Below are 22,527 nucleotides of genomic sequence, written 5' to 3' on the forward strand. Positions count from 1 at the left end.
AACATCCCCAGAAAAACCCTACAATTTCAGGCAGTACATATTGGCTAAGGAGCAGTGATATGCGTGTTAATGGTTTAACCCCGCAAGATCTCAAGGCTTATGGTATTCACGACGTCCAGGAAGTGGTCTACAACCCCGATTACGATACGCTGTATCAGGAAGAGCTCAATCCAGCGCTGGAAGGATACGAGCGAGGTGTGTTGACGAACCTTGGAGCTATCGCCGTCGATACCGGTATCTTTACCGGCCGTTCGCCGAAAGATAAGTATATTGTCCGAGACGATACCACCCGCGATACGCTGTGGTGGGCTGATAAAGGCAAAGGGAAGAACGATAACAAACCGCTCTCTCCCGAAACCTGGCAGCATCTGAAAGGGCTCGTCACCCATCAACTTTCCGGAAAGCGACTGTTTATCGTCGATGCTTTCTGCGGCGCTAACGCCGACACCCGCCTCTCCGTACGCTTTATCACCGAAGTAGCCTGGCAGGCGCATTTCGTGAAGAACATGTTCATTCGTCCGACTGACGAAGAGCTGCAGGACTTTACCCCGGATTTCATCGTCATGAACGGGGCGAAATGCACTAACCCGCAGTGGAAAGAGCAGGGTCTGAACTCCGAAAACTTCATCGCCTTCAACCTGACCGAGCGCATCCAGCTGATTGGCGGAACCTGGTACGGCGGCGAGATGAAGAAAGGGATGTTCTCCGTCATGAACTACCTGCTGCCGCTGCGCGGTATCGCTTCCATGCACTGCTCGGCCAACGTCGGTGAAAAAGGCGACGTGGCGGTATTCTTCGGCCTTTCCGGCACCGGTAAAACGACGCTGTCCACCGATCCAAAACGCCGTCTGATTGGCGACGACGAGCACGGCTGGGATGATGACGGCGTGTTTAACTTCGAAGGTGGCTGCTACGCGAAGACCATTCGCCTGTCTGAAGAGGCAGAGCCGGATATCTTCCACGCCATTCGCCGCGATGCGCTGCTGGAAAACGTCACCGTGCGCGCCGATGGTTCTGTCGACTTCGACGATGCGTCCAAAACGGAAAACACCCGCGTCTCTTACCCGATCTACCACATCGACAACATCGTGAAGCCGGTGTCGAAGGCGGGCCACGCCACGAAGGTGATCTTCCTGACCGCGGATGCTTTCGGCGTCCTGCCACCGGTTTCTCGCCTGACGGCCAGCCAGACGCAGTACCATTTCCTCTCCGGCTTTACCGCCAAGCTGGCGGGCACCGAGCGCGGCGTGACGGAGCCAACGCCAACCTTCTCCGCCTGCTTCGGCGCGGCATTCCTGTCGCTGCACCCGACGCAGTACGCGGAAGTGCTGGTGAAGCGCATGCAGGCATCCGGCGCGCAGGCCTACCTGGTGAACACCGGCTGGAACGGTACGGGCAAACGTATCTCCATCAAAGATACGCGCGCCATCATTGACGCCATTCTGGACGGTTCGCTGGATAACGCCGAGACCTTTACGCTGCCGATGTTCGACCTGGCGATCCCAACGGCGCTGCCGGGCGTGGATACCCGTATCCTTGACCCGCGCAATACCTACGGTTCACCGGAGCAGTGGCGTGAAAAGGCGGAATCGCTGGCGAAGCTGTTTATTGAGAACTTTGAGAAGTATACCGACACCCCGGCGGGTGCTGCGCTGGTAAGTGCGGGACCGAAGCTGTAGCCCTTCGCCCTCTCCCTGTGGGAGAGGGTTGGGGTGAGGGCATCAGGCCGCAGAGAACGTACCTTGTCGGGTGGCGGCTTCGCCTTACCCGACCTACGAAAAAGGGTGGCTAAAGCCTCCCTTTTTTAACCCTCTTTAACCTGCCCCCGCATCACCGGCACCGGTAACCACGCGCGAATACTCAAACCACCCCGCTCGCTGGTGCCAATTTCCAGCAGTCCGTTATGGTTATCAACAATACGCTGCACAATCGCCAGGCCTAAGCCGGTGCCGCTGGTGCTGCGCGCGCTGTCGCCGCGCACGAACGGCTGGAACAGGTGCTTACGCTGTTCGGGCTTGATGCCCGGGCCATCGTCTTCCACCTGGAACCAGGCGCGGTTGAGTTCCGTACCGCTGCTGACTTTAATCCAGCCGTTGCCGTAGCGCGCCGCGTTGACCACCATATTCGCGACCGCGCGTTTGATGGAGAGCGGGTGCATACGTACCTGAATCTCGCCCGCCTGGAGGTCGGTGGCAATTTCACGTTCGTAGCCGCTTTCGGCGGCGACCACTTCCCCCAGCACCGCGTTCAGATCCGCCATCTCCATTGGCATCTCCTGCCCGGTGCGCAGGTAGTCGATAAACTGCTCGATGATGGCATTACACTCTTCGATATCCTTGTTGATGGACTCGGCAAGATAGCCATCCTGCTCGCCCATCATCTCCGTCGCCAGGCGGATACGCGTCAGCGGCGTGCGTAAATCATGGCTGACGCCCGCCATCAGCAGCGTACGATCGTCCGCCAGCTGTTTGACGCCTGCGGCCATATGGTTAAACGCACGCGTTACCGAGCGCACTTCCGACGCGCCGTATTCACGCAGCGGCGGAGGAATAATGCCTTTACCGACCTGTAGGGCCGCATGCTCCAGGTCGACCAGCGGTCGGTTCTGGATACGGATAAACAGCCACGCGCCGCCGATGGCCAGCAGCATGATCGCCAGGGTGTAGCGGAACAGCGGCGAGAAGTCGCCCTGATGGATTTCGGTCAGCGGAACGCGCACCCAGATGTTGGGTGACAGCCAGGTTTTCAGCCAGACAACCGGCGAGCTTTTGTTGACCTCAACGCGTACTTCCGTCGGACCACCAAGCTGCTGAGCCATCTGCTGGCTGAGAAATTCATAGTGCTGCGCCCAGCGCAGGCCCGCGTCTTCCGCCGCTTCGTTCGAATACAGTGAAATGCCCAGCTCGCGGTAGATTTCCCGACGGAACGCCGGGGGAACGACCAGCTGCGTGCCGTCCTCCAGCTGCAGCTTATCGGTCATCAGCATACGCACTTCGTATGCCAGCACCTTATTAAACTGCTGAAGGCTCGGCAGGATCGCAAAGTTCAGCACCACCAGGTAGGTCGTCACCAGGCTGACGAACAGCAGGGTGACGATCAGTAACAGCGTGCGGGCAAACGAGCTTCGCGGCGAGAAGCGCATTCGCCTCATGCTTTAGAGCCGTCCGGGACGAATACGTAGCCCAGACCCCATACGGTCTGAATATAGCGAGGGTGCGCCGGATCTTCTTCCACCATGCGGCGCAGACGGGAAATCTGTACGTCGATAGAGCGCTCCATCGCGGAATATTCACGACCGCGCGCGAGGTTCATCAGCTTGTCACGGGAGAGCGGTTCGCGCGGGTGGCTGACCAGCGCTTTCAGTACCGCGAACTCGCCGCTGGTGAGCGGCATTGGCTCATCTTCACGGAACATCTCACGGGTACCGAGGTTCAGCTTGAACTTACCGAATGCAATCACCGCCTCTTCCTGAGACGGCGCGCCAGGCAGCTCGTTCGCCTGACGACGCAGCACGGCGCGAATACGCGCCAGCAGCTCACGCGGGTTAAACGGTTTTGGAATGTAATCGTCAGCGCCGATTTCAAGGCCGACAATGCGGTCAACTTCTTCACCCTTCGCCGTCACCATGATGATCGGCATCGGGTTACTCTGGCTGCGCAGGCGGCGGCAGATAGAGAGCCCGTCTTCGCCCGGCAGCATGAGATCTAACACCATCAGGTGGAAGGATTCACGCGTCAGCAGACGATCCATCTGTTCCGCGTTCGCGACGCTACGAACCTGGAAGCCCTGCTCTGTCAGATAACGTTCCAGCAGCGCACGCAGGCGCATGTCGTCATCTACGACCAGAATTTTGTAGTTCTCTTGCATTGTGTGTACTCCCAAAGGTTCGGATAGGCCTGGAACAGCGTATTCTAAAAAAGTGCACGTGTTCGACCAGCAAATTCTGGTATAAATTCTAGACGAAATTGTTACAAAGCATATTTAACAGCAGCTTATCTGTTCATTTCATCACATAAATCATTATTAATCTTGTCTGTTACACTGTGCGCTACGTATTGTGCGCAAAGACAGTTAACCGGCATTAAGGCTGCACCATGAAAACGCCCCTGATCACCCGTGAAGGGTATGAGAAACTCAAAAAAGAGATGGATTACCTGTGGCGCGAAGAGCGTCCTGAAGTGACCAAAAAAGTCACCTGGGCGGCAAGCCTGGGCGATCGCAGCGAGAACGCGGACTACCAGTACAATAAAAAGCGCCTGCGCGAAATCGATCGCCGGGTGCGCTACCTGACGAAATGCCTCGAAAATCTCAAAATCGTCGATTACTCCCCGCAGCAGGAAGGCAAAGTGTTCTTCGGTGCCTGGGTGGAGATCGAAAATGATGACGGCAATACCCTGCGTTTTCGCATCGTCGGTTACGATGAAATTTTCGGTCGTAAGGATTACATTTCTATCGATTCGCCGATGGCCCGCGCCCTGCTGAAAAAAGAGGTGGGTGATTTAGCCATCGTCCAGACGCCCGCGGGTGAAGCAAGCTGGTACGTCAACGAAATCGAGTATGTTAAATAGTCCGAGAGCGCCCTCCCCGGCTGGCATTTTTCGGTGTCAGCCCGTATAACTATCCCCCTGATTTTCGATCCACAAGATGAACTGACCATGATGAAAGAGTCGCTCTGCCGCATTATTGCGGGTGATATTCAGGCCAGAGCCGAACAGGTAGAAGCTGCCGTTCGCCTGCTTGATGAAGGGAACACCGTGCCGTTTATTGCACGTTATCGTAAGGAAGTCACCGGCGGTCTGGATGACACGCAGCTGCGTAACCTGGAGACGCGTCTGGGCTATCTCCGCGAACTGGAAGACCGGCGTCAGGCGATCCTCAAATCTATCGGCGAGCAGGGCAAGCTGACCAGTGAACTGGAACAAGCCATTAACGGTACCCTGAGCAAAACCGAACTCGAAGATCTCTATCTGCCGTACAAACCGAAGCGCCGCACGCGCGGGCAGATTGCGATTGAAGCAGGCCTTGAGCCGCTGGCCGACCTGCTGTGGAACGATCCGTCTCACGACCCGGAAACCGAAGCCGCCAGATTTATCGATGCCGACAAAGGCGTGGCGGACACCAAAGCCGCGCTGGACGGTGCACGTTACATCCTGATGGAGCGCTTCGCCGAAGACGCCGCGCTGCTGGCCAAAGTGCGTGACTATCTGTGGAAGAACGCGCATATCGTCGCCACCGTGGTGGCCGGCAAAGAGGAAGAAGGCGCGAAATTCCGCGACTACTTCGATCACCACGAACCCATTTCAACCGTACCGTCTCACCGCGCGCTGGCGATGTTCCGCGGCCGTAACGAGGGCGTACTGCAACTCTCCCTGAATGCCGATCCGCAGTTTGACGAGCCGCCAAAAGAGAGCCACTGCGAGCAGATCATTATCGATCACCTCGGCCTGCGCCTGAACAACGCTCCGGCGGACAGCTGGCGCAAAGGCGTGGTGAGCTGGACCTGGCGCATCAAGGTGCTGATGCATCTCGAAACCGAGCTGATGGGCACCGTGCGCGAGCGCGCCGAAGACGAAGCAATCAACGTCTTCGCCCGTAACCTGCACGACCTGCTGATGGCCGCCCCCGCTGGCCTGCGCGCCACCATGGGTCTCGATCCGGGTCTGCGTACCGGCGTGAAGGTGGCCGTGGTTGACGGTACCGGCAAGCTGGTTGCCACCGACACCATTTACCCGCACACCGGCCAGGCAGCGAAGGCGGCGACGGTCGTGGCTGCGCTGTGTGAAAAATATAACGTTGAGCTGGTCGCCATCGGTAACGGTACGGCCTCCCGCGAAACCGAACGTTTCTACCTCGACGTGCAGAAGCAGTTCCCGAAGGTAACGGCGCAGAAAGTGATCGTCAGCGAAGCGGGAGCGTCGGTCTATTCCGCCTCCGAGCTGGCGGCACAGGAGTTCCCGGATCTGGACGTTTCCCTGCGCGGTGCGGTCTCTATCGCCCGTCGTTTGCAGGATCCGCTGGCGGAGCTGGTGAAGATCGACCCGAAATCCATCGGCGTGGGCCAGTATCAGCACGACGTGAGCCAGACGCAGCTTGCGCGTAAGCTGGACGCGGTGGTGGAAGACTGCGTAAACGCCGTCGGCGTGGACCTGAACACCGCCTCCGTACCCCTGCTGACCCGCGTGGCAGGCCTGACCCGCATGATGGCGCAGAACATCGTCGCCTGGCGTGATGAGAACGGTCAGTTCCAGAACCGCCAGCAGTTACTGAAGGTTAGCCGCCTGGGGCCAAAAGCGTTTGAGCAGTGCGCGGGCTTCCTGCGCATTAACCACGGCGATAACCCGCTGGATGCCTCTACCGTTCACCCGGAAGCGTACCCGGTTGTAGAGCGTATTCTGGCCGCCACCCAGCAGGCGCTGAAAGATCTGATGGGTGACAGCAGCGCGCTGCGTAACCTGAAAGCCGTGGATTTCACCGACGAACAGTTCGGCGTGCCGACGGTCACCGACATCATCAAAGAGCTGGAAAAGCCGGGCCGCGATCCGCGTCCCGAGTTTAAAACCGCGACCTTTGCTGACGGCGTGGAAACCATGAACGACCTGCTGCCGGGCATGGTGCTGGAAGGCGCAGTTACGAACGTCACCAACTTTGGCGCGTTTGTGGATATCGGGGTGCATCAGGATGGCCTGGTGCATATCTCATCCCTCGCCGACAGGTTCGTGGAAGATCCCCACACCGTGGTCAAAGCGGGCGACATCGTGAAGGTGAAGGTGCTGGAAGTGGATCTCCAGCGCAAGCGTATCGCCCTGACCATGCGTCTGGACGAGCAGCCGGGTGAAACCAACGCGCGCCGAGGCGGTAACGGCGGTGGCCGCGAACAGCAGCGTCCGGCAGCGAAGGCCGCGAAGCCGCGTGGACGTGACGCTCAGCCGGCCGGTAACAGCGCCATGATGGATGCGCTGGCGGCGGCAATGGGTAAGAAACGCTGACCTCTCCCCTCACCCCGGCCCTCTCCCCAGAGGGGAGCGGGTGTTAAAGTCCCCTCTCCCCTCTGGGGAGAGGGTTAGGATGAGGGGAATAAATCATCTCGAAATATATGAAACCGATTGCATATCCATATTTAAACCACTAGTTATCACTCCGTTAACAAATAAATTTATTATCTCCTTCCCCGTAATTCCGTAAATATTGAGCAAGGTCAATCTGACCGCAAATTAATACGTTTAACAACATCCCGTCACATTTTTATTATTGCTGATAAAAACTATTCTCATTATCATCGCAGTGTAGATTATTTAACCTCTCGTGGAATCAGGCGCTATGCAATTCACTCCAGACAGTGCGTGGAAAATTATCGGTTTTACCCGTGAGATAAGCCCGGCCTACCGGCAGAAGCTGCTGTCACTGGGCATGCTGCCCGGGTCATCGTTCCAGGTGGTGCGCGTAGCGCCGTTGGGCGATCCTGTTCATATCGAAACCCGACGCGTAAATCTGGTTCTGCGTAAAAAAGACCTCGCATTAATTGAAGTTGAATCTCTATCCCGTTAACAAGCCAGCGGTTTTGGTGGGTCTAATACAATGAAAAAATTAACTATTGGCTTAATTGGCAATCCTAATTCCGGCAAGACAACATTATTCAATCAATTAACCGGCGCGCGCCAGCGAGTGGGAAACTGGGCAGGCGTAACGGTTGAACGTAAAGAAGGCCAGTTCACGACGACAGACAATCAGGTCACGCTGGTTGATTTGCCGGGAACCTATTCACTCACCACCATTTCTTCCCAGACCTCTCTCGATGAGCAGATCGCCTGCCACTATATTCTGAGCGGCGACGCGGATCTGCTAATCAACGTGGTAGATGCCTCCAATCTCGAGCGAAATCTCTATCTCACGCTACAGCTGCTGGAGCTGGGCATTCCCTGCATCGTGGCGCTTAACATGCTCGACATCGCAGAGAAGCAAAAGCTGCGCATCGACGTCGATGCCCTCTCCGCCCGTCTGGGCTGCCCGGTGGTTCCGCTGGTTTCTACCCGCGCGCGCGGCATTGACGCCCTGAAGCTGGCAATTGACCGCCACACGGGCAACGCCGACGTTGAGCTGGTGCACTACGCGCAGCCGCTGCTGCGCGAAGCCGGCCAGCTGGCGCAGGCGATGGATAACGCCATGCCTGCCAGACAGCGCCTGTGGCTTGGCCTGCAAATGCTGGAAGGGGATATCTACAGCCGCGCCTACGCAGGCGATGCGGCGGACAAGCTGGACGTTGCGCTGGCTCGCCTGAGCGACGAGCTGGACGATCCCGCTCTGCATATTGCGGATGCCCGCTATCAGGCCATCGCCGCGATCTGCGACGTGGTCAGCAACGCGTTAACCGCGGAGCCCAGCCGCTTTACCGCCGCAGTGGATAAAATCGTGCTCAACCGGTTCCTCGGTTTGCCGGTCTTTTTACTGGTGATGTACGTGATGTTCCTGCTCGCCATTAACATCGGCGGTGCACTGCAGCCGATCTTTGATGGCGGCTCTGTCGCTATTTTCGTGCACGGCATTCAGTGGCTGGGCTACACCCTCCACTTCCCGGAGTGGCTGACCATTTTCCTTGCCCAGGGGATCGGCGGCGGTATCAACACCGTCCTGCCGCTGGTGCCGCAAATCGGCATGATGTACCTGTTCCTCTCCTTCCTTGAGGATTCCGGCTACATGGCGCGCGCGGCCTTCGTAATGGATCGCCTGATGCAGGCGCTGGGGCTGCCGGGCAAATCCTTCGTGCCGCTGATTGTCGGCTTTGGCTGTAACGTGCCGTCGGTAATGGGCGCCCGTACGCTGGATGCACCGCGTGAACGCCTGATGACCATCATGATGGCACCGTTCATGTCCTGCGGCGCGCGTCTGGCGATCTTTGCGGTGTTTGCTGCGGCGTTCTTTGGTCAGGAAGGGGCGCTGGCCGTCTTCTCCCTGTATGTGCTGGGTATCGTGATGGCTATCCTCACCGGCCTGATGCTGAAGCACACCATCATGCGCGGCGAAGCGTCGCCGTTCGTGATGGAGCTGCCGGTTTACCACGTTCCGCATCTGAAGAGCCTGGTAATTCAGACATGGCAGCGCCTGAAAGGCTTTGTGCTGCGCGCCGGTAAGGTGATTGTGGTGGTCAGCATTTTCCTGAGCGCCCTTAACAGCTTCACCCTGAGCGGCCAGGCGGCAGATAACATTAATGATTCTGCGCTTGCCTCCGTCAGCCGGATTATCACCCCAGTCTTCAAACCGATTGGCGTTCAGGAGGACAACTGGCAGGCAACCGTGGGCCTGTTCACCGGCGCGATGGCAAAAGAAGTGGTGGTCGGCACCCTGAACACGCTCTACACCGCTGAGAATATTCAGGACGAGGAGTTTAATCCGGCAGCGTTCCACCTCGGTGATGAACTGCTCGGCGCGGCGGAAGAGACCTGGCAGAGCCTGAAAGACACCTTCAGCCTGAGCGTGCTGGCGAACCCGATTGAAGCCAGCAAGGGCGACGGCGAAATGGCGACCGGAGCAATGGGCGTGATGGGCCAGAAATTCGGCAGCGCGTCGGCGGCCTACAGCTACCTGATCTTCGTCCTGCTCTATATTCCGTGCATCTCGGTGATGGGGGCCATCGCCCGCGAGTCCAGCCGCGGCTGGATGGGCTTCTCCATTCTGTGGGGGCTGAACATTGCCTACTCGCTGGCGACCGTGTTTTACCAGGCCGTTAACTACGGGCAGCATCCGCGCTACAGCCTGGTCTGTATCCTGGCGGTGATCCTGTTTAACGTGATGGTGATTGGCCTGCTGCGCCGGGCGCGCAGCCGCGTTGACGTCAACCTGCTGGCGACGCGCAAAACCCCAACCACCTGCTGCAGCAGCCCTGCGGGCGACTGTCACTAAGGGGCAAACGGATGGCAACGTTGATTCAGGTACGTGACCTGCTGGCGTTACAGGGACGAATGGAGGCGAAGCAGCTCAGCCTCAGCCTGCATACGCCGCAGCCGATGATCGATGCCATGCTGGAAAGGCTGGAGGCGATGGGAAAAGCCGTGCGCATTCAGGAAGAGCCGGACGGTTGCCTGTCCGGCAGTTGTAAAAGTTGTCCGGAAGGTAAAGCCTGCCTCAGGGAGTGGTGGACGCTTCGCCAGTAAAGGCGGACAGCGCCGAACAAAACTCAGCAGGATGAGAGATGAACGGCGCGTGTGCCGCTTTGGCAACCACCAGCGACTGGCTCTCCGGCCACAGCGCGTCCAGCAGCGGAACCACCTTGCGCGGCACCAGCCCATCCAGATAGCCATAAATACGCAAATGCGGTACCGCCAGCGACGCCAGCGGCTCGCGCAGATCGGCCGTCTTCAGGATCTCCAGCCCACCGTTCAGCACGTCAACTTCCGGCATCGGCAGGGAAAGCACCGTCTGTTTCAGCGTCCGCGCGTCCTGCCGGGCGGTCTCCGTCCCCATAGTTTGTAGCGCCAGAAAACGCTCCACCGTCCGCTGGAAGTCTTCGCTCAGCTGGTGCTGGAATCCGGCCAGCACCTCAGGCTTGATGCCCGGCCACGCCTCGCGGGCGCTGAAGCACGGTGATGACGCCACCGTCACCAGCGCCTGAACCCGCTCAGGATGGTTCAGCGCAATCTGGCTTGCCACCAGCCCGCCCAGGCTCCAGCCGAGCCAGACGGCTTTTTGCGGCGCGGCATCCAGAACCTGCTCCGCCATCTCGTCGAGCGTCATCGCGCCGTAGCCGTGGCTACGGCCATACCCCGGCAGATCGACCAGATGTACCGTATACTGCGAGGCCAGTTCCTCACTTATGCAACGCCACACTTCGGCGTTCAGTCCCCATCCGTGCAGCAGCACAAGATGACAATTTCCCGTCCCTACGGTCTGCCACCACAGCGTCTTCATCAGTTAACGTTCTCTTTTTTCACATGGAGGTTACGTATGCTAACAGTGCCCGGCTTGTGCTGGCTATGCCGAATGCCGCTTGCGCTAAGCGCGTGGGGCGTCTGTTCCGTCTGCACGCGAGCGGTGGGCTGCCTGAAGGGCTGCCCGCAGTGCGGCTTGCCTGCCGTCAGCCAGACGCTCCCCTGTGGACGATGCCTTAAAAAAGCGCCGCCGTGGAGCGCGCTGGTGGCAGTGGATGATTACGTTTTACCGCTGAGCCGTCTGATTCATCAGTTCAAGTTTTCCAGCCAGAGCGCGCTGGCGCAGCCGCTGGCACGCCTGCTGTTACTGGCGGTACTTCAGGCGCGGCGAACGCGCGGACTGCCGCAGGTCGACGCGATCGTGAACGTGCCGCTCTTTCAGCGTCGCCACTGGCGGCGCGGCTACAATCAGAGCGACCTGCTGTGCCGTCCGCTCGCCCGCTGGCTGGGATGCCGCTACCCAGCCTCTGCGCTGACGCGCGTCCACGCCACCGCCCTTCAGCACCGGCTCAACGCCCGGTCGCGCAAAAGGAACCTGAAAAACGCCTTTCGCCTTGAATTGCCGGTCAGCGGCCTCCATATCGCGATTGTGGATGATGTCGTCACGACGGGCAGTACCGTTGCTGAACTTTCCCGACTGCTTTTGCAAAGCGGCGCCGCGTCAGTTCAGGTATGGTGTCTGTGCCGTACCTTGTAGCTCTTCTTCAATGGGCGTATGATTATACCCAGGTAATTTAGTCAACTATTAGGCCAAAGCTATGATCCGTATTTCCGATTCTGCACAAGCGCACTTTGCCAAACTGCTGGCAAATCAGGAAGAAGGGACGCAGATCCGCGTGTTTGTGATCAATCCAGGCACTCCGAATGCAGAATGTGGTGTCTCGTATTGTCCTCCGGACGCTGTGGAAGCAACCGACACTGCCCTTAAATTTGAGCAGCTCACCGCTTACGTCGATGAACTGAGCGCGCCGTATCTTGAAGATGCGGAAATCGACTTTGTCACCGACCAGCTGGGTTCTCAGCTGACCCTGAAGGCACCGAACGCGAAAATGCGTAAAGTGTCTGACGATGCGCCGCTGATGGAGCGCGTGGAGTATCTGCTGCAGTCCCAGATCAACCCGCAGCTGGCGGGCCACGGCGGTCGCGTTTCCCTGATGGAAATCACCGAAGACGGTCTGGCTATCCTGCAGTTCGGCGGCGGCTGTAACGGCTGCTCCATGGTCGATGTCACCCTGAAAGAAGGGATCGAGAAGCAGCTGCTGAACGAATTCCCTGAGCTGAAGGGCGTACGCGATCTGACCGAACACCAGCGCGGCGAGCACTCTTACTACTGATTCCGTGCCCGTCCGTATTGCCCGGTAGCGCTACGCTTACCGGGCCGACCCTCCTCCTGCCTCCTGCCTCTATATGTTGACCTGCGTCGCATAATTTAAATTTTGCCATCCTGGGTGATTCTCAACCGCTCCATGTTACCCGTATCATTCCCATGGGCACTCAACACCCTTATAACAGCCGACTAAACTTAACGGTTTCGCAGGCATCAGTATGAGTGCCGTTATCGCTCTGTTCCCAGTTGGGACAACCGGAATTTGTCGTTGAAACAATGACGTTACCCATAACAATTCAAAGGCCAGGTCAATCATGCCATTAGTCATCGTCGCTATCGGTGTTGTGTTATTACTGCTCTTGATGATCCGCTTCAAAATGAACGGATTTATCGCTCTGGTTCTGGTGGCACTTGCAGTCGGTCTGATGCAGGGAATGCCGCTGGTTAAGGTTATCAGCTCCATCAAAGCCGGCGTCGGCGGTACGCTCGGCAGCCTGGCGCTGATCATGGGCTTCGGCGCCATGCTCGGTAAAATGCTGGCGGACTGCGGGGGCGCGCAGCGTATCGCCACCACGCTGATTGAGAAATTTGGTAAGCAGCACATTCAGTGGGCGGTGGTGTTAACCGGCTTTACCGTCGGCTTCGCGCTGTTCTATGAGGTGGGCTTCGTGCTGATGCTGCCGCTGGTGTTTACCATCGCCGCCGCCGCCAACATCCCGCTGCTGTTCGTGGGTGTACCAATGGCAGCAGCGCTGTCCGTGACCCACGGCTTCCTGCCGCCGCACCCGGGCCCAACCGCTATCGCCACCATTTTCCATGCCGATATGGGTAAAACCCTGCTGTTCGGTACGATTCTGGCGATCCCAACGGTTATCCTGGCAGGCCCCGTTTATGCCCGCTTCCTGAAAGGCATTGATAAGCCAATCCCGGAAGGGCTGTACAGCGCCAAAACCTTCACCGAAGAAGAGATGCCTGGCTTTGGCGTCAGCGTCTGGACCTCGCTGGTGCCGGTGATCCTGATGGCGATGCGTGCCGTAGCGGAGATGGTTCTGCCAAAAGGCCACGCGTTCCTGGCCGTTGCCGAGTTCCTGGGCGACCCGGTGATGGCAACGCTGATTGCGGTGCTGATCGCCATGTTCACCTTCGGGCTTAACCGCGGTCGCTCCATGGATCAGATCAACGACACGCTGACCTCTTCCATCAAAATCATTGCCATGATGCTGCTGATTATCGGCGGTGGCGGTGCGTTCAAGCAGGTGCTGGTCGACAGCGGCGTGGATAAATATATCGCGGCAATGATGCATGAAACCAACGTGTCGCCGCTCCTGATGGCCTGGTCTATCGCCGCGGTTCTGCGTATCGCGCTGGGCTCTGCAACCGTTGCGGCAATCACCGCAGGCGGTATCGTTGCGCCGCTGATCGCTACAACGGGCGTCAGCCCTGAGCTGATGGTTATCGCGGTAGGTTCCGGTAGCGTGATTTTCTCCCATGTGAACGATCCGGGCTTCTGGCTGTTCAAGGAGTACTTCAACCTGACTATCGGTGAAACCATCAAGTCCTGGTCAATGCTGGAAACCATTATTTCGGTGTGTGGTCTGGTCGGGGTGCTGCTGCTGAATATGGTGGTCTGACTTCCCTCACAGAGACTCGATCGGTTCCCTCTCCCCGTTGGGGAGAGGGTTAGGGTGAGGGGAAAATTACCGCTTCTTGCCCACCGCCCTTCTGCGCTTATCCAGATCCTTAATCAGCCTGTTCACCCCGTCATCGGCAAACATCTTCTCAAGCGTTGTGGACAGCTTGCGGCGCCAGTTCTTGTACTGATAGCTGGTTCCCGGAATGTTCACCGGCTCCGCCATATCAATCCAGTCTTCCGGCTGCAGGCCGAGTAAGGCGCTGTTGCTGTCGGCAATGTAGCGCTGTAAGCCACGGTTAAGCGTTGGGGTCATCGACATCAGCGACGCCTTATGCCCGGCGCGCTTCGGCAGACAGCCATGCTTGTGCAGCGCGTCCAGCAGCCCCTGCTTCGCCAGCTCGCGATCCTGATACAGGCCGCGAAGGACCTCCTCATCAGGATAAAGGCCCAGCGTTTTGCCAAGGGTCAGGTCACCGCTTTCCCAATAGCCACGAAGCGTAGGAAGGTCATGCGTCGTCGCGACTGCCATTGACTGCTCAGGGTACGCTTTCGGCGCGCGGAAGGTTTTCTCATGGTCGTTTTCAAAATAGAGCACTTTGTAGGAGTAGACGCCGCTGTCGCGGAGCTTGCTGACAATCTCCACCGGCACGGTACCGAGATCTTCACCGATCACCATGCACTGGTGACGTTTGCTCTCCAGCGCGAGGATCGACAGGAGATCGTCAACCGGATACTGCACGTACGCCCCGTGGTCTGCCGTTTCACCGTACGGGATCCACCACAGACGCAGCACGGACATCACGTGGTCGATACGCAGCGCGCCGCAGTTCTGCATGTTAGCGCGCAGCAGGTCGATAAACGGCTCGTAGGCGCGTGCCGCCATGACGTGCGGATCCATCGGCGGCAAGCCCCAGTTCTGACCGAGCGGGCCAAGGATATCCGGCGGCGCACCGACGGAGGCCTTCAGGCAGTAAAGCTCACGATCGCACCAGGTTTCCGCGCCGCCTTCCGCCACGCCCACGGCCAGATCGCGATACAGCCCGATCGGCATCTTATAGCCCTGGCTCACCTGCCAGCAGGCGGCAAACTGGCTGTACGCCAGCCACTGCAGCCAGAGATAGAAATCCACCTCGTCGGCGTGCGTTTCACAGAACGCCTTCACTTCCGGGGTATCAACGGACTGATACGCTTTCGGCCATACCGGCCAGCCCCAGCGCATCTCGTCCTCCTGCACCTGATAAGCGTGCAGCGCATCAAACGCCGCCTGCCAGTAAAGGCTCTCGCCTTCCTGCATCACAAACTGGCGGAAGGCTGCCATCTGCTCGTCGTCACGCTTCGCAAAGCCCTTCCACGCCAGACGCAGGGCCGCCATTTTCAGGGCGGTAACGGTGGCGTAATCAACCCAGTCCGCGTCGCGAGCCTGTTTCAGCATGTGCTGCGTGGTCTCAAGCTTCCACCAGGCCTGGGCCTCTTTGCTGTTTTTAAAATCCTCTAACGCGTTAACGTCGATATAAATGACGTTCAGCCAGCGACGGGAAGAGGGGCTGTACGGGCTGGCGCTTTCCGGGTTGGCCGGATAGAGCGCGTGGATCGGGTTAAGGCCGATAAATGCCCCGCCGCGCTCGCCAACGTCCACCAGCATCTTTTTCAGATCGCCGAAATCGCCGATGCCCCAGTTGCTGTCCGAGCGCAGGGTGTAGAGCTGCACGCAGGCCCCCCACAGCTTTTTGCCTTCGAGCAGCGCCTGCGGCTCATAGCAGCGCTTTGGCGCCACGATCACCCGGCAGTGAAAACGCTGGTCGTCCCGGGTGAGCGTTAAGGTGTGGTAGCCCTCCGGCAGCTTCGCCGGAAGGTTAAGCGTTTTGCCGCCGGTGGCCTGGCCTTTGTGCTGATGCCCCTCTTCGGTAGTGAGCAGCCAGCTGAACTCGCCGCGCCCTTCCACCGCCAGCGGCATCTTTTTGCCTGCGGTAAAGACCTTCACGTTCGGCACAGGCGCAGCCGACGCTTTCGCGTCGGTTTTGTGCATGGCATCCAGCAAACGTCGTTTGGTATCCGCACCAATTGACTGCGGTTTGCCGTGCGCGTTGATGTAACTGAGGCTAATTCCCGCCGCCTGCGCGGCACTGTCCAGACGTTTACTCTCCATCGCGCTTCCTTAGCGTTTTGCCTGCCAGATACGGGCCTGATAATCACGGATTGAGCGGTCAGAGCTGAACATGCCGCAGCGCGCGGTGTTCAGGATGCACGCGCGGGTCCACGCGTCCTGGTCGCGATAGAGCACGTCGACCTGCTTCTGCGCTTCAAGGTAAGCCGTGAAGTCAGCCATGACCAGGTACGGGTCGCCGCCCTGTTTGTCCATGCTGTGCAGCATCTGGTCAAACGCGTGCCTGTCGCCGTCGCTGTACTTACCGCTTTCAAGCTCTTTCAGCACCGCATCCAGCACTTTGTCTTTTTTACGCCATTTCACCGGGTCGTAACCTTTGGCTTTGATGGCTTTCACTTCTTCAACAGTATGGCCGAAGATAAAGATGTTCTCTTCACCGACCTTCTCCGCGATTTCAACGTTCGCGCCGTCCAGCGTGCCGACGGTCAGGGCGCCGTTCAGCGCCAGCTTCATGTTGCCGGTACCGGACGCTTCTTTACCGGCGGTAGAGATCTGCTCAGAGATATCCGCCGCCGGGATCAGCATCTCAGCCGCAGAGACGCAGTAGTCCGGCAGGAACACCACCTTCAGCTTGTCGCCCACCTTCGGGTCGTTGTTGATCGCCGCCGCCACTTTATTAATGGCGAGGATAATGTTTTTCGCCAGGTAATAGCCCGGCGCCGCTTTCGCACCGAACAGGAACACGCGCGGCACGCGGTCGGCCTGCGGGGTCTCACGGATCTCTTTGTACAGCGCGAGGATGTGCAGCAGGTTCAGGTGCTGGCGTTTGTACTCGTGCAGGCGCTTGATCTGGATGTCGAAAATCGCATTCGGGTTGATGACAATTCCGGTACGCATTTTCACAAACTCCGCGAGGCGAACCTTGTTCTCCCGCTTGATGGCGCGGTACTCCTCGCGGAACGCTGCGTCGTCAGCGTATTTTTCCAGGTTAATCAGCTGGTCCAGATCGTTGGCCCACTCTTTCTTGAGGGTTTTATCCAGCAGGCCGGCCAGCAGCGGGTTGCACTGCTTGATCCAGCGACGCGGCGTAATGCCGTTGGTCACGTTGTGGAATTTGGTCGGCCACAGCTGGTGATATTCCGGGAACAGATCCTTCACCACCAGATCCGAGTGCAGAGCGGCCACGCCGTTCACCGCAAACCCGCTCACCACGCACATGTTCGCCATGCGTACCTGCTTGTCGTGCACCACGGCCAGCTTCGCCCAGACGACCTTATCGCCCGGCCAGGTTTTCTCCACCAGCGTTTTGAACCGATCGTTAATCTTATTGATGATCTGCATATGGCGCGGCAGCAGCGTTTTCACCAGCTTCTCATCCCAGCACTCCAGCGCTTCCGGCATCAGGGTGTGGTTGGTGTAGGCGAAGGTGCGGCTGGTGATTGCCCAGGCGTCGTCCCAGCTCAGCTGATGCTCGTCGATCAGCACGCGCAGCAGTTCCGGAATGGCGATGGTTGGGTGGGTGTCGTTCAGCTGGATGACCTCGAAGTCAGGCAGTTGCGCCAGCGTGCGGCCCGCCAGGTGGTGGCGGCGCAGAATGTCCGCCACGGAGCAGGCGCACTGGAAGTACTGCTGCATCAGACGCAGCTTTTTGCCCGCCAGATGGTTGTCGTTCGGGTAGAGCACTTTGGTCAGCTTCTCGGCGTCGATACCCTGCTGCTCGGCGCGCAGGAAATCACCGTCGTTGAATTTGGTCAGGTTGAACGGATGCGCGTGCTTCGCCTGCCACAGGCGCAGCGGCTGCGCCACGCCGTTACGGTAGCCGAGCACCGGCAGATCCCAGGCTTCGCCGGTGAGGGTGAACGCCGGCTCCCAGAGGCCCTGCTTCGTGACTTTACCGCCAATCCCTACCTGCACGTCCAGCTGCGCGTTGTGGCGGAACCACGGATAGGTATTGCGGTGCCAGTCGTCCGGCGCTTCCATCTGGTGACCGTCAGCAAACGACTGGCGGAACAGGCCGTACTGATAGTTCAGGCCATAGCCAATGGCGGACTGGCCTACCGTAGCCATGGAGTCCAGGAAACAGGCTGCCAGACGTCCCAGACCACCGTTGCCCAGCGCCGGATCAGTCTCTTCTTCGAGCAGATCGGTCAAATTAATATCGTGTTCTTTCAGCACATCGCCGACGTCCTGATACCAGCCAAGGTTCAGCAGGTTATTGCCCGTCAGGCGACCAATCAGGAACTCCATCGAGATGTAGTTGACGTGGCGCTGGCCTTTAACGGGCTTCGCCACGGGCTGAGCATCCAGCTGCTCTGCGAGCGCCCCGCTCACCGCCTGCCACCACTGGTGCGGCGTCATCTCGCTTGCAGCTTGAAGACCAAAACGCTGCCACTGACGCGTCAGGGCAGCCTGAAATTGAGCTTTGTTGAAAGTAGGCTGTGACATAGGGAATCGGCATCCTGTAGAGAGAAAACACATTTGGCGCTAGTGTGCCTGGCTCATTGCGCCTCTTCCTCCTCCTGTCGGGGATTAGGCAGGGAGGAGTAGCGGGGATGAGCAAAAAGTGTGATCGAGGCCACTCTGTGAGTGTGCTTTGCGGGAAAAAAGATATCCCGGAAGCGTGTCAAAAAAATGAAATGCGGTTTCGGGGGAAATTAATCCTCCCTGTAATGATTACTTACCTGGAATAATATTTTCGGACGCGGAGGATAATTAAGTACCGCGATGAAGTCCCTGAAACGTTACCCTGACTTTATTAACTTTTCCGTCATTATCTCTTTCTGAAACCAGTTTCAGCGAAGCCTTTCTCCACGCATTCAAACCAGCAGCGGCGCGGCATCCAGCCCTGAATGAGAAAGTTCCAACATTCCGGATAATGTTTTGTGACACAGTGCAAATTCATGGGTACAAAACCCAGACATAACTTGCAATAGTTCCTTTATTGGCCGAACTTATAGGCATTAATTACGAAGCGCAAAAAAAATAATTTCTCTCGTTCCCCACAGTGAAGTGAAAACTATGTTGATTCCGTCCAAATTAAGTCGCCCGGTTCGTCTTGACCATACTGTGGTCCGCGAGCGCCTGCTGGCTAAACTTTCCGGCGCGCATAATTTCCGACTGGCGCTGGTTACGAGTCCTGCAGGTTATGGAAAGACAACGCTCATTTCACAATGGGCGGCGGGCAAGAGCGATCTCGGCTGGTACTCCCTTGACGAGGGGGATAACCAGCAGGAGCGTTTTGCCAGCTATTTAATTGCCGCTATTCAGCAGGCAACCAACGGACACTGCGTCACCAGCGAAGTGATGGTGCAAAAGCGCCAGTACGCCAGCCTGTCCTCCCTTTTCTCACAGCTGTTTATCGAGCTGGCCGAATGGCACCGTCCGCTGTACGTGGTGATTGATGATTACCATCTGATCACTAACCCGGTTATTCACGAGTCGATGCGTTTCTTCCTGCGCCACCAGCCGGAAAATCTGACGCTGGTCGTGCTGTCGCGTAACCTGCCGCAGCTGGGCATTGCCAACCTGCGCGTGCGCGATCAGCTGCTCGAAATCGGCAGCCAGCAGCTGGCTTTTACCCATCAGGAAGCGAAGCAGTTCTTTGACTGCCGTCTGACCTCTCCGATTGAAGCGTCTGAAAGCAGCCGCCTGTGTGATGATGTTGCTGGCTGGGCCACGGCGCTTCAGCTGATTGCCCTGTCCGCGCGGCAAAACAACAGCCCGACGCACCAGTCCGCGCGTCGCCTGGCGGGAATCAACGCCAGCCACCTGTCGGATTATCTGGTTGATGAGGTACTCGACAGCGTCGATCTCACTACCCGCCACTTCCTCCTGAAAAGCTCCCTGCTGCGCTCCATGAACGATGCGCTGATTGTGCGCGTCACCGGCATTGAAAACGGTCAGCTTCAGCTTGAAGAGATTGAACGTCAGGGCCTGTTCCTGACGCGGATGGACGATCCCGGCGAATGGTTTAGCTACCACCCGCTGTTTGGCAGCTTCCTGCGCCAGCGCTGCCAGTGGGAGCTGGCCGCTGAGCTGCCTGAAATACACCGCGCCGCCGCCGAAAGCTGGATGGCGCAAGGTTTTCCGAGCGAGGCTATCCACCACGCGCTGGCCGCCGGTGATGCCGGTATGCTGCGCGATATTCTGCTCAACCACGCGTGGGGGCTGTTCAACCACAGCGAGCTGACGCTGCTGGAAGAGTCGCTAAAAGCGCTGCCGTGGGAGAGCCTGCTGGAGAACCCGCGCCTGGTGCTGCTCCAGGCCTGGCTGATGCAGAGCCAGCATCGCTACAGCGAAGTGAACACCCTGCTGGCGCGCGCCGAGCAGGAGATGGAAAGCGAGATGGATGCCACCCTGCACGGCGAATTTAACGCCCTGCGTGCGCAGGTGGCGATTAATGACGGCGATCCGGACGAAGCTGAACGGCTCGCCATGGTCGCCCTGGATGAGCTGCCGCTGGCGAATTTCTACAGCCGCATTGTGGCCACCTCGGTGCACGGCGAAGTCCTGCACTGTAAAGGCGACCTCACGCGTTCGCTTTCACTGATGCAGCAAACCGAACAGATGGCGCGCCGCCACGATGTCTGGCACTACGCGCTGTGGAGCCTGATCCAGCAGAGCGAGATTTTGTTTGCTCAGGGGTTCCTGCAGGCCGCCTGGGAAAACCAGGAAAAAGCGTTCCAGCTAATCCGCGACCAGCATCTTGAGCAGCTGCCGATGCATGAGTTCCTGCTGCGCATTCGCGCCCAGCTGCTGTGGGCGTGGTCGCGTCTGGATGAAGCAGAAAGCTGCGCCCGTCAGGGTGTGAACGTGCTTTCCAGCTTCCAGCCGCAGCAGCAATTGCAGTGCCTGGCCCTGCTGGTGCAGTGCTCGCTGGCGCGCGGCGATCTGGATAATGCCCGTAACCATCTTAACCGCCTTGAAAACCTGCTCGGCAACGGTCAGTACCATAGCGACTGGGTATCCAACGCCGATAAGGTCCGGGTGATTTACTGGCAGATGACCGGCGATAAAAAATCCGCCGCCAACTGGCTGCGTCAGACGCCAAAACCGGCGTTTGCCAATAACCACTTCCTGCAAAGCCAGTGGCGCAATATCGCCCGCGTGCAGATCCTGCTGGGCGACTTCGAGCCTGCCGAGATCGTGCTGGAAGAGTTAAATGAAAACGCCCGCAGCCTGCGCCTGATGAGTGATTTGAACCGTAACCTGCTGCTGTTAAACCAGCTTTACTGGCAGGCGGGACGTAAAAGCGACGCCCAGCGCGTGCTGCTGGAAGCGTTGCAGCTGGCGAACCGCACCGGGTTTATCAGCCACTTTGTGATTGAGGGTGAAGTGATGGCGCAGCAGCTGCGCCAGCTGATTCAGCTCAACACGCTGCCGGAACTCGACCAGCATCGCGCCCAGCGCATTCTGCGCGAGATCAACCAGCACCACCGCCACAAGTTTGCGCATTTCGATGAGAACTTTGTTGAACGACTGCTGAACCATCCGGAAGTGCCGGAGCTTATCCGCACCAGCCCGCTCACCCAGCGTGAATGGCAGGTGCTGGGGCTAATCTATTCCGGCTACAGCAACGAGCAGATTGCCGGCGAGCTGGCGGTGGCGGCGACCACCATCAAAACGCACATTCGCAATCTGTATCAGAAGCTGGGCGTGGCGCACCGTCAGGACGCCGTGCAGCATGCGCAGCAGCTGCTGAAGATGATGGGGTACGGGGTCTGATGCCCTCACCCCGGCCCTCTCCCTTCGGGAGAGGGAGAATGGCTTCTCAACATAACTCTAACTGCACATTATTATCCTTAATCACCTGCAGTACCCCCGCTGGCGGCATCACGTCGGTGTAAACCGCGTTGACCATGCTGATGCTGCCCATGTTCACCATCGCGTTACGGCCAAACTTGGAATGGTCCACCACCAGCATCACGTGGCGCGAGTTATCTATAATCGCGCGCTTGGTGCGCACCTCGTGATAATCGAACTCCAGCAGCGAGCCGTCGGTGTCGATGCCGCTGATCCCCAGAATGCCAAAATCGAGACGAAACTGAGAAATAAAATCGAGGGTCGCCTCGCCGATAATGCCACCGTCGCGGCTGCGCAGTTCGCCCCCCGCGAGAATGATGCGGAAATCATCTTTCTGCATCAGGGTGTTGGCCACGTTCAGGTTGTTGGTGACCACGCGCAGGTTCTCGTGACTGAGCAGCGCGTGGGCGACCGCTTCCGGCGTGGTGCCAATATCAATAAACAGCGTTGCGCCGTTCGGGATCTGGCTCGCCACTTTGCGGGCGATACGCTCTTTCTCTGCCGTTTGCGTGGCCTTACGGTCGTGCCACGAGGTATTCACCGAGCTGGACGGCAGCGCGGCGCCGCCGTGGTGTCGCAGGATACGGTTCTGATCGGCAAGGTCGTTCAGGTCACGACGGATGGTTTGCGGGCTGACGGCAAACTGCTCCACCAGCTCTTCGGTACTGACGTATCCCTGTTTTTTTACCAGTTCGATAATGGCGTCATGACGTTGTGTTTGTTTCATGAAATATCCCTGGGA

16 protein-coding genes are annotated in these 22,527 nt (G+C 58.3%); 10 read left to right on the forward strand and 6 right to left on the reverse strand.

Going from position 1 to position 22,527, the window contains the following annotated elements; genetic code table 11:
* Positions 1–59 precede the first annotated feature (59 nt).
* A complete protein-coding gene (gene pckA / locus IM304_RS20280; RefSeq protein WP_148420585.1) occupies positions 60–1,679 on the forward strand; it encodes a phosphoenolpyruvate carboxykinase (ATP) in 1,620 nt (539 codons plus the stop codon).
* Between the two features lie 125 nt (positions 1,680–1,804).
* Here pckA and envZ read toward each other — a convergent pair whose 3' ends face one another.
* Together envZ and ompR are read right to left on the reverse strand one after the other, a co-directional pair.
* Entirely contained in the window at positions 1,805–3,151 is a 1,347-nt protein-coding gene (gene envZ / locus IM304_RS20285) for a two-component system sensor histidine kinase EnvZ (protein WP_148420584.1), read from the reverse strand.
* Entirely contained in the window at positions 3,148–3,867 is a 720-nt protein-coding gene (ompR, locus tag IM304_RS20290; RefSeq protein WP_001157751.1) for a two-component system response regulator OmpR, read from the reverse strand. The genes envZ and ompR overlap by 4 nt, the downstream gene beginning before the upstream one ends.
* A 227-nt stretch (positions 3,868–4,094) precedes the next feature.
* On the opposite strand from ompR, the gene greB reads away from it, so the two are divergent.
* The 5 genes from greB to feoC all read left to right on the forward strand — a co-directional run bounded on the left by greB (position 4,095) and on the right by feoC (position 10,145).
* Positions 4,095–4,568 carry a transcription elongation factor GreB gene (greB, locus tag IM304_RS20295; RefSeq protein WP_148420583.1) on the forward strand — a complete coding sequence of 158 codons (474 nt, stop codon included), beginning with the start codon at positions 4,095–4,097 and terminating at the stop codon, positions 4,566–4,568.
* 87 nt (positions 4,569–4,655) lie between these two features.
* Entirely contained in the window at positions 4,656–6,986 is a 2,331-nt protein-coding gene (locus IM304_RS20300; protein WP_176611162.1) for a Tex family protein, read from the forward strand.
* 331 nt (positions 6,987–7,317) lie between these two features.
* Entirely contained in the window at positions 7,318–7,545 is a 228-nt protein-coding gene (feoA, locus tag IM304_RS20305) for a ferrous iron transporter A (RefSeq protein WP_003861611.1), read from the forward strand.
* A 30-nt stretch (positions 7,546–7,575) separates the two neighbouring features.
* The gene (gene feoB, locus IM304_RS20310) at positions 7,576–9,894 is read left to right on the forward strand and encodes a Fe(2+) transporter permease subunit FeoB (protein WP_193356536.1); all 2,319 of its coding nucleotides are present in this window, start codon (positions 7,576–7,578) and stop codon (positions 9,892–9,894) included.
* Between the two features lie 11 nt (positions 9,895–9,905).
* A complete protein-coding gene (gene feoC / locus IM304_RS20315) occupies positions 9,906–10,145 on the forward strand; it encodes a [Fe-S]-dependent transcriptional repressor FeoC (RefSeq protein ID WP_148420581.1) in 240 nt (79 codons plus the stop codon).
* On the opposite strand, the gene bioH is transcribed toward feoC, so the two are convergent.
* A complete protein-coding gene (gene bioH / locus IM304_RS20320) occupies positions 10,117–10,899 on the reverse strand; it encodes a pimeloyl-ACP methyl ester esterase BioH (RefSeq protein WP_193356537.1) in 783 nt (260 codons plus the stop codon). The genes feoC and bioH overlap by 29 nt on opposite strands.
* 36 nt (positions 10,900–10,935) lie before the next feature.
* Between bioH and gntX the strand changes: the two genes are divergently transcribed.
* The 3 genes from gntX to gntT all read left to right on the forward strand — a co-directional run bounded on the left by gntX (position 10,936) and on the right by gntT (position 13,877).
* A complete protein-coding gene (gene gntX / locus IM304_RS20325) occupies positions 10,936–11,616 on the forward strand; it encodes a DNA utilization protein GntX (protein ID WP_176609307.1) in 681 nt (226 codons plus the stop codon).
* Between the two features lie 61 nt (positions 11,617–11,677).
* Positions 11,678–12,253: a Fe-S biogenesis protein NfuA gene (gene nfuA, locus IM304_RS20330; RefSeq protein WP_003861601.1), complete on the forward strand. Its 576-nt coding sequence runs from the start codon at positions 11,678–11,680 to the stop codon at positions 12,251–12,253.
* A gap of 307 nt (positions 12,254–12,560) precedes the next feature.
* Positions 12,561–13,877 carry a gluconate transporter gene (gene gntT, locus IM304_RS20335; RefSeq protein WP_193356538.1) on the forward strand — a complete coding sequence of 439 codons (1,317 nt, stop codon included), beginning with the start codon at positions 12,561–12,563 and terminating at the stop codon, positions 13,875–13,877.
* 66 nt (positions 13,878–13,943) lie between these two features.
* On the opposite strand, the gene malQ is transcribed toward gntT, so the two are convergent.
* Both malQ and malP read right to left on the reverse strand, forming a co-directional pair.
* A complete protein-coding gene (gene malQ / locus IM304_RS20340; RefSeq protein WP_148420577.1) occupies positions 13,944–16,025 on the reverse strand; it encodes a 4-alpha-glucanotransferase in 2,082 nt (693 codons plus the stop codon).
* Positions 16,026–16,034: 9 nt separating this feature from the next.
* On the reverse strand, positions 16,035–18,428 hold the full coding sequence (gene malP, locus IM304_RS20345; protein ID WP_193356539.1) for a maltodextrin phosphorylase: 2,394 nt from the start codon (positions 18,426–18,428) through the stop codon (positions 16,035–16,037).
* A gap of 573 nt (positions 18,429–19,001) precedes the next feature.
* Between malP and malT the strand changes: the two genes are divergently transcribed.
* A complete protein-coding gene (malT, locus tag IM304_RS20350) occupies positions 19,002–21,707 on the forward strand; it encodes an HTH-type transcriptional regulator MalT (RefSeq protein WP_148420575.1) in 2,706 nt (901 codons plus the stop codon).
* A gap of 46 nt (positions 21,708–21,753) precedes the next feature.
* On the opposite strand, the gene IM304_RS20355 is transcribed toward malT, so the two are convergent.
* Complete coding sequence (locus IM304_RS20355) at positions 21,754–22,512, reverse strand: DeoR/GlpR family transcriptional regulator (protein WP_193356540.1); 759 nt, start codon at positions 22,510–22,512, stop codon at positions 21,754–21,756.
* Between the last annotated feature and the right edge of the window lie 15 nt (positions 22,513–22,527).

Origin of the sequence: Enterobacter cloacae complex sp. P40C2, assembly GCF_014930695.1 — a bacterium.
GTDB classification, from domain to species: domain Bacteria; phylum Pseudomonadota; class Gammaproteobacteria; order Enterobacterales; family Enterobacteriaceae; genus Enterobacter; species Enterobacter pasteurii.

Bases quoted from the DNA above. Each gene is read 5' to 3' on its own strand.
- pckA (WP_148420585.1), top strand. From the start codon at position 60: ATGCGTGTTAATGGTTTAACCCCGCAAGATCTCAAGGCTTATGGTATT.
- envZ (WP_148420584.1), bottom strand. From the start codon at position 3,151: ATGAGGCGAATGCGCTTCTCGCCGCGAAGCTCGTTTGCCCGCACGCTG.
- ompR (WP_001157751.1), bottom strand. From the start codon at position 3,867: ATGCAAGAGAACTACAAAATTCTGGTCGTAGATGACGACATGCGCCTG.
- greB (WP_148420583.1), top strand. From the start codon at position 4,095: ATGAAAACGCCCCTGATCACCCGTGAAGGGTATGAGAAACTCAAAAAA.
- IM304_RS20300 (WP_176611162.1), top strand. From the start codon at position 4,656: ATGATGAAAGAGTCGCTCTGCCGCATTATTGCGGGTGATATTCAGGCC.
- feoA (WP_003861611.1), top strand. From the start codon at position 7,318: ATGCAATTCACTCCAGACAGTGCGTGGAAAATTATCGGTTTTACCCGT.
- feoB (WP_193356536.1), top strand. From the start codon at position 7,576: ATGAAAAAATTAACTATTGGCTTAATTGGCAATCCTAATTCCGGCAAG.
- feoC (WP_148420581.1), top strand. From the start codon at position 9,906: ATGGCAACGTTGATTCAGGTACGTGACCTGCTGGCGTTACAGGGACGA.
- bioH (WP_193356537.1), bottom strand. From the start codon at position 10,899: ATGAAGACGCTGTGGTGGCAGACCGTAGGGACGGGAAATTGTCATCTT.
- gntX (WP_176609307.1), top strand. From the start codon at position 10,936: ATGCTAACAGTGCCCGGCTTGTGCTGGCTATGCCGAATGCCGCTTGCG.
- nfuA (WP_003861601.1), top strand. From the start codon at position 11,678: ATGATCCGTATTTCCGATTCTGCACAAGCGCACTTTGCCAAACTGCTG.
- gntT (WP_193356538.1), top strand. From the start codon at position 12,561: ATGCCATTAGTCATCGTCGCTATCGGTGTTGTGTTATTACTGCTCTTG.
- malQ (WP_148420577.1), bottom strand. From the start codon at position 16,025: ATGGAGAGTAAACGTCTGGACAGTGCCGCGCAGGCGGCGGGAATTAGC.
- malP (WP_193356539.1), bottom strand. From the start codon at position 18,428: ATGTCACAGCCTACTTTCAACAAAGCTCAATTTCAGGCTGCCCTGACG.
- malT (WP_148420575.1), top strand. From the start codon at position 19,002: ATGTTGATTCCGTCCAAATTAAGTCGCCCGGTTCGTCTTGACCATACT.
- IM304_RS20355 (WP_193356540.1), bottom strand. From the start codon at position 22,512: ATGAAACAAACACAACGTCATGACGCCATTATCGAACTGGTAAAAAAA.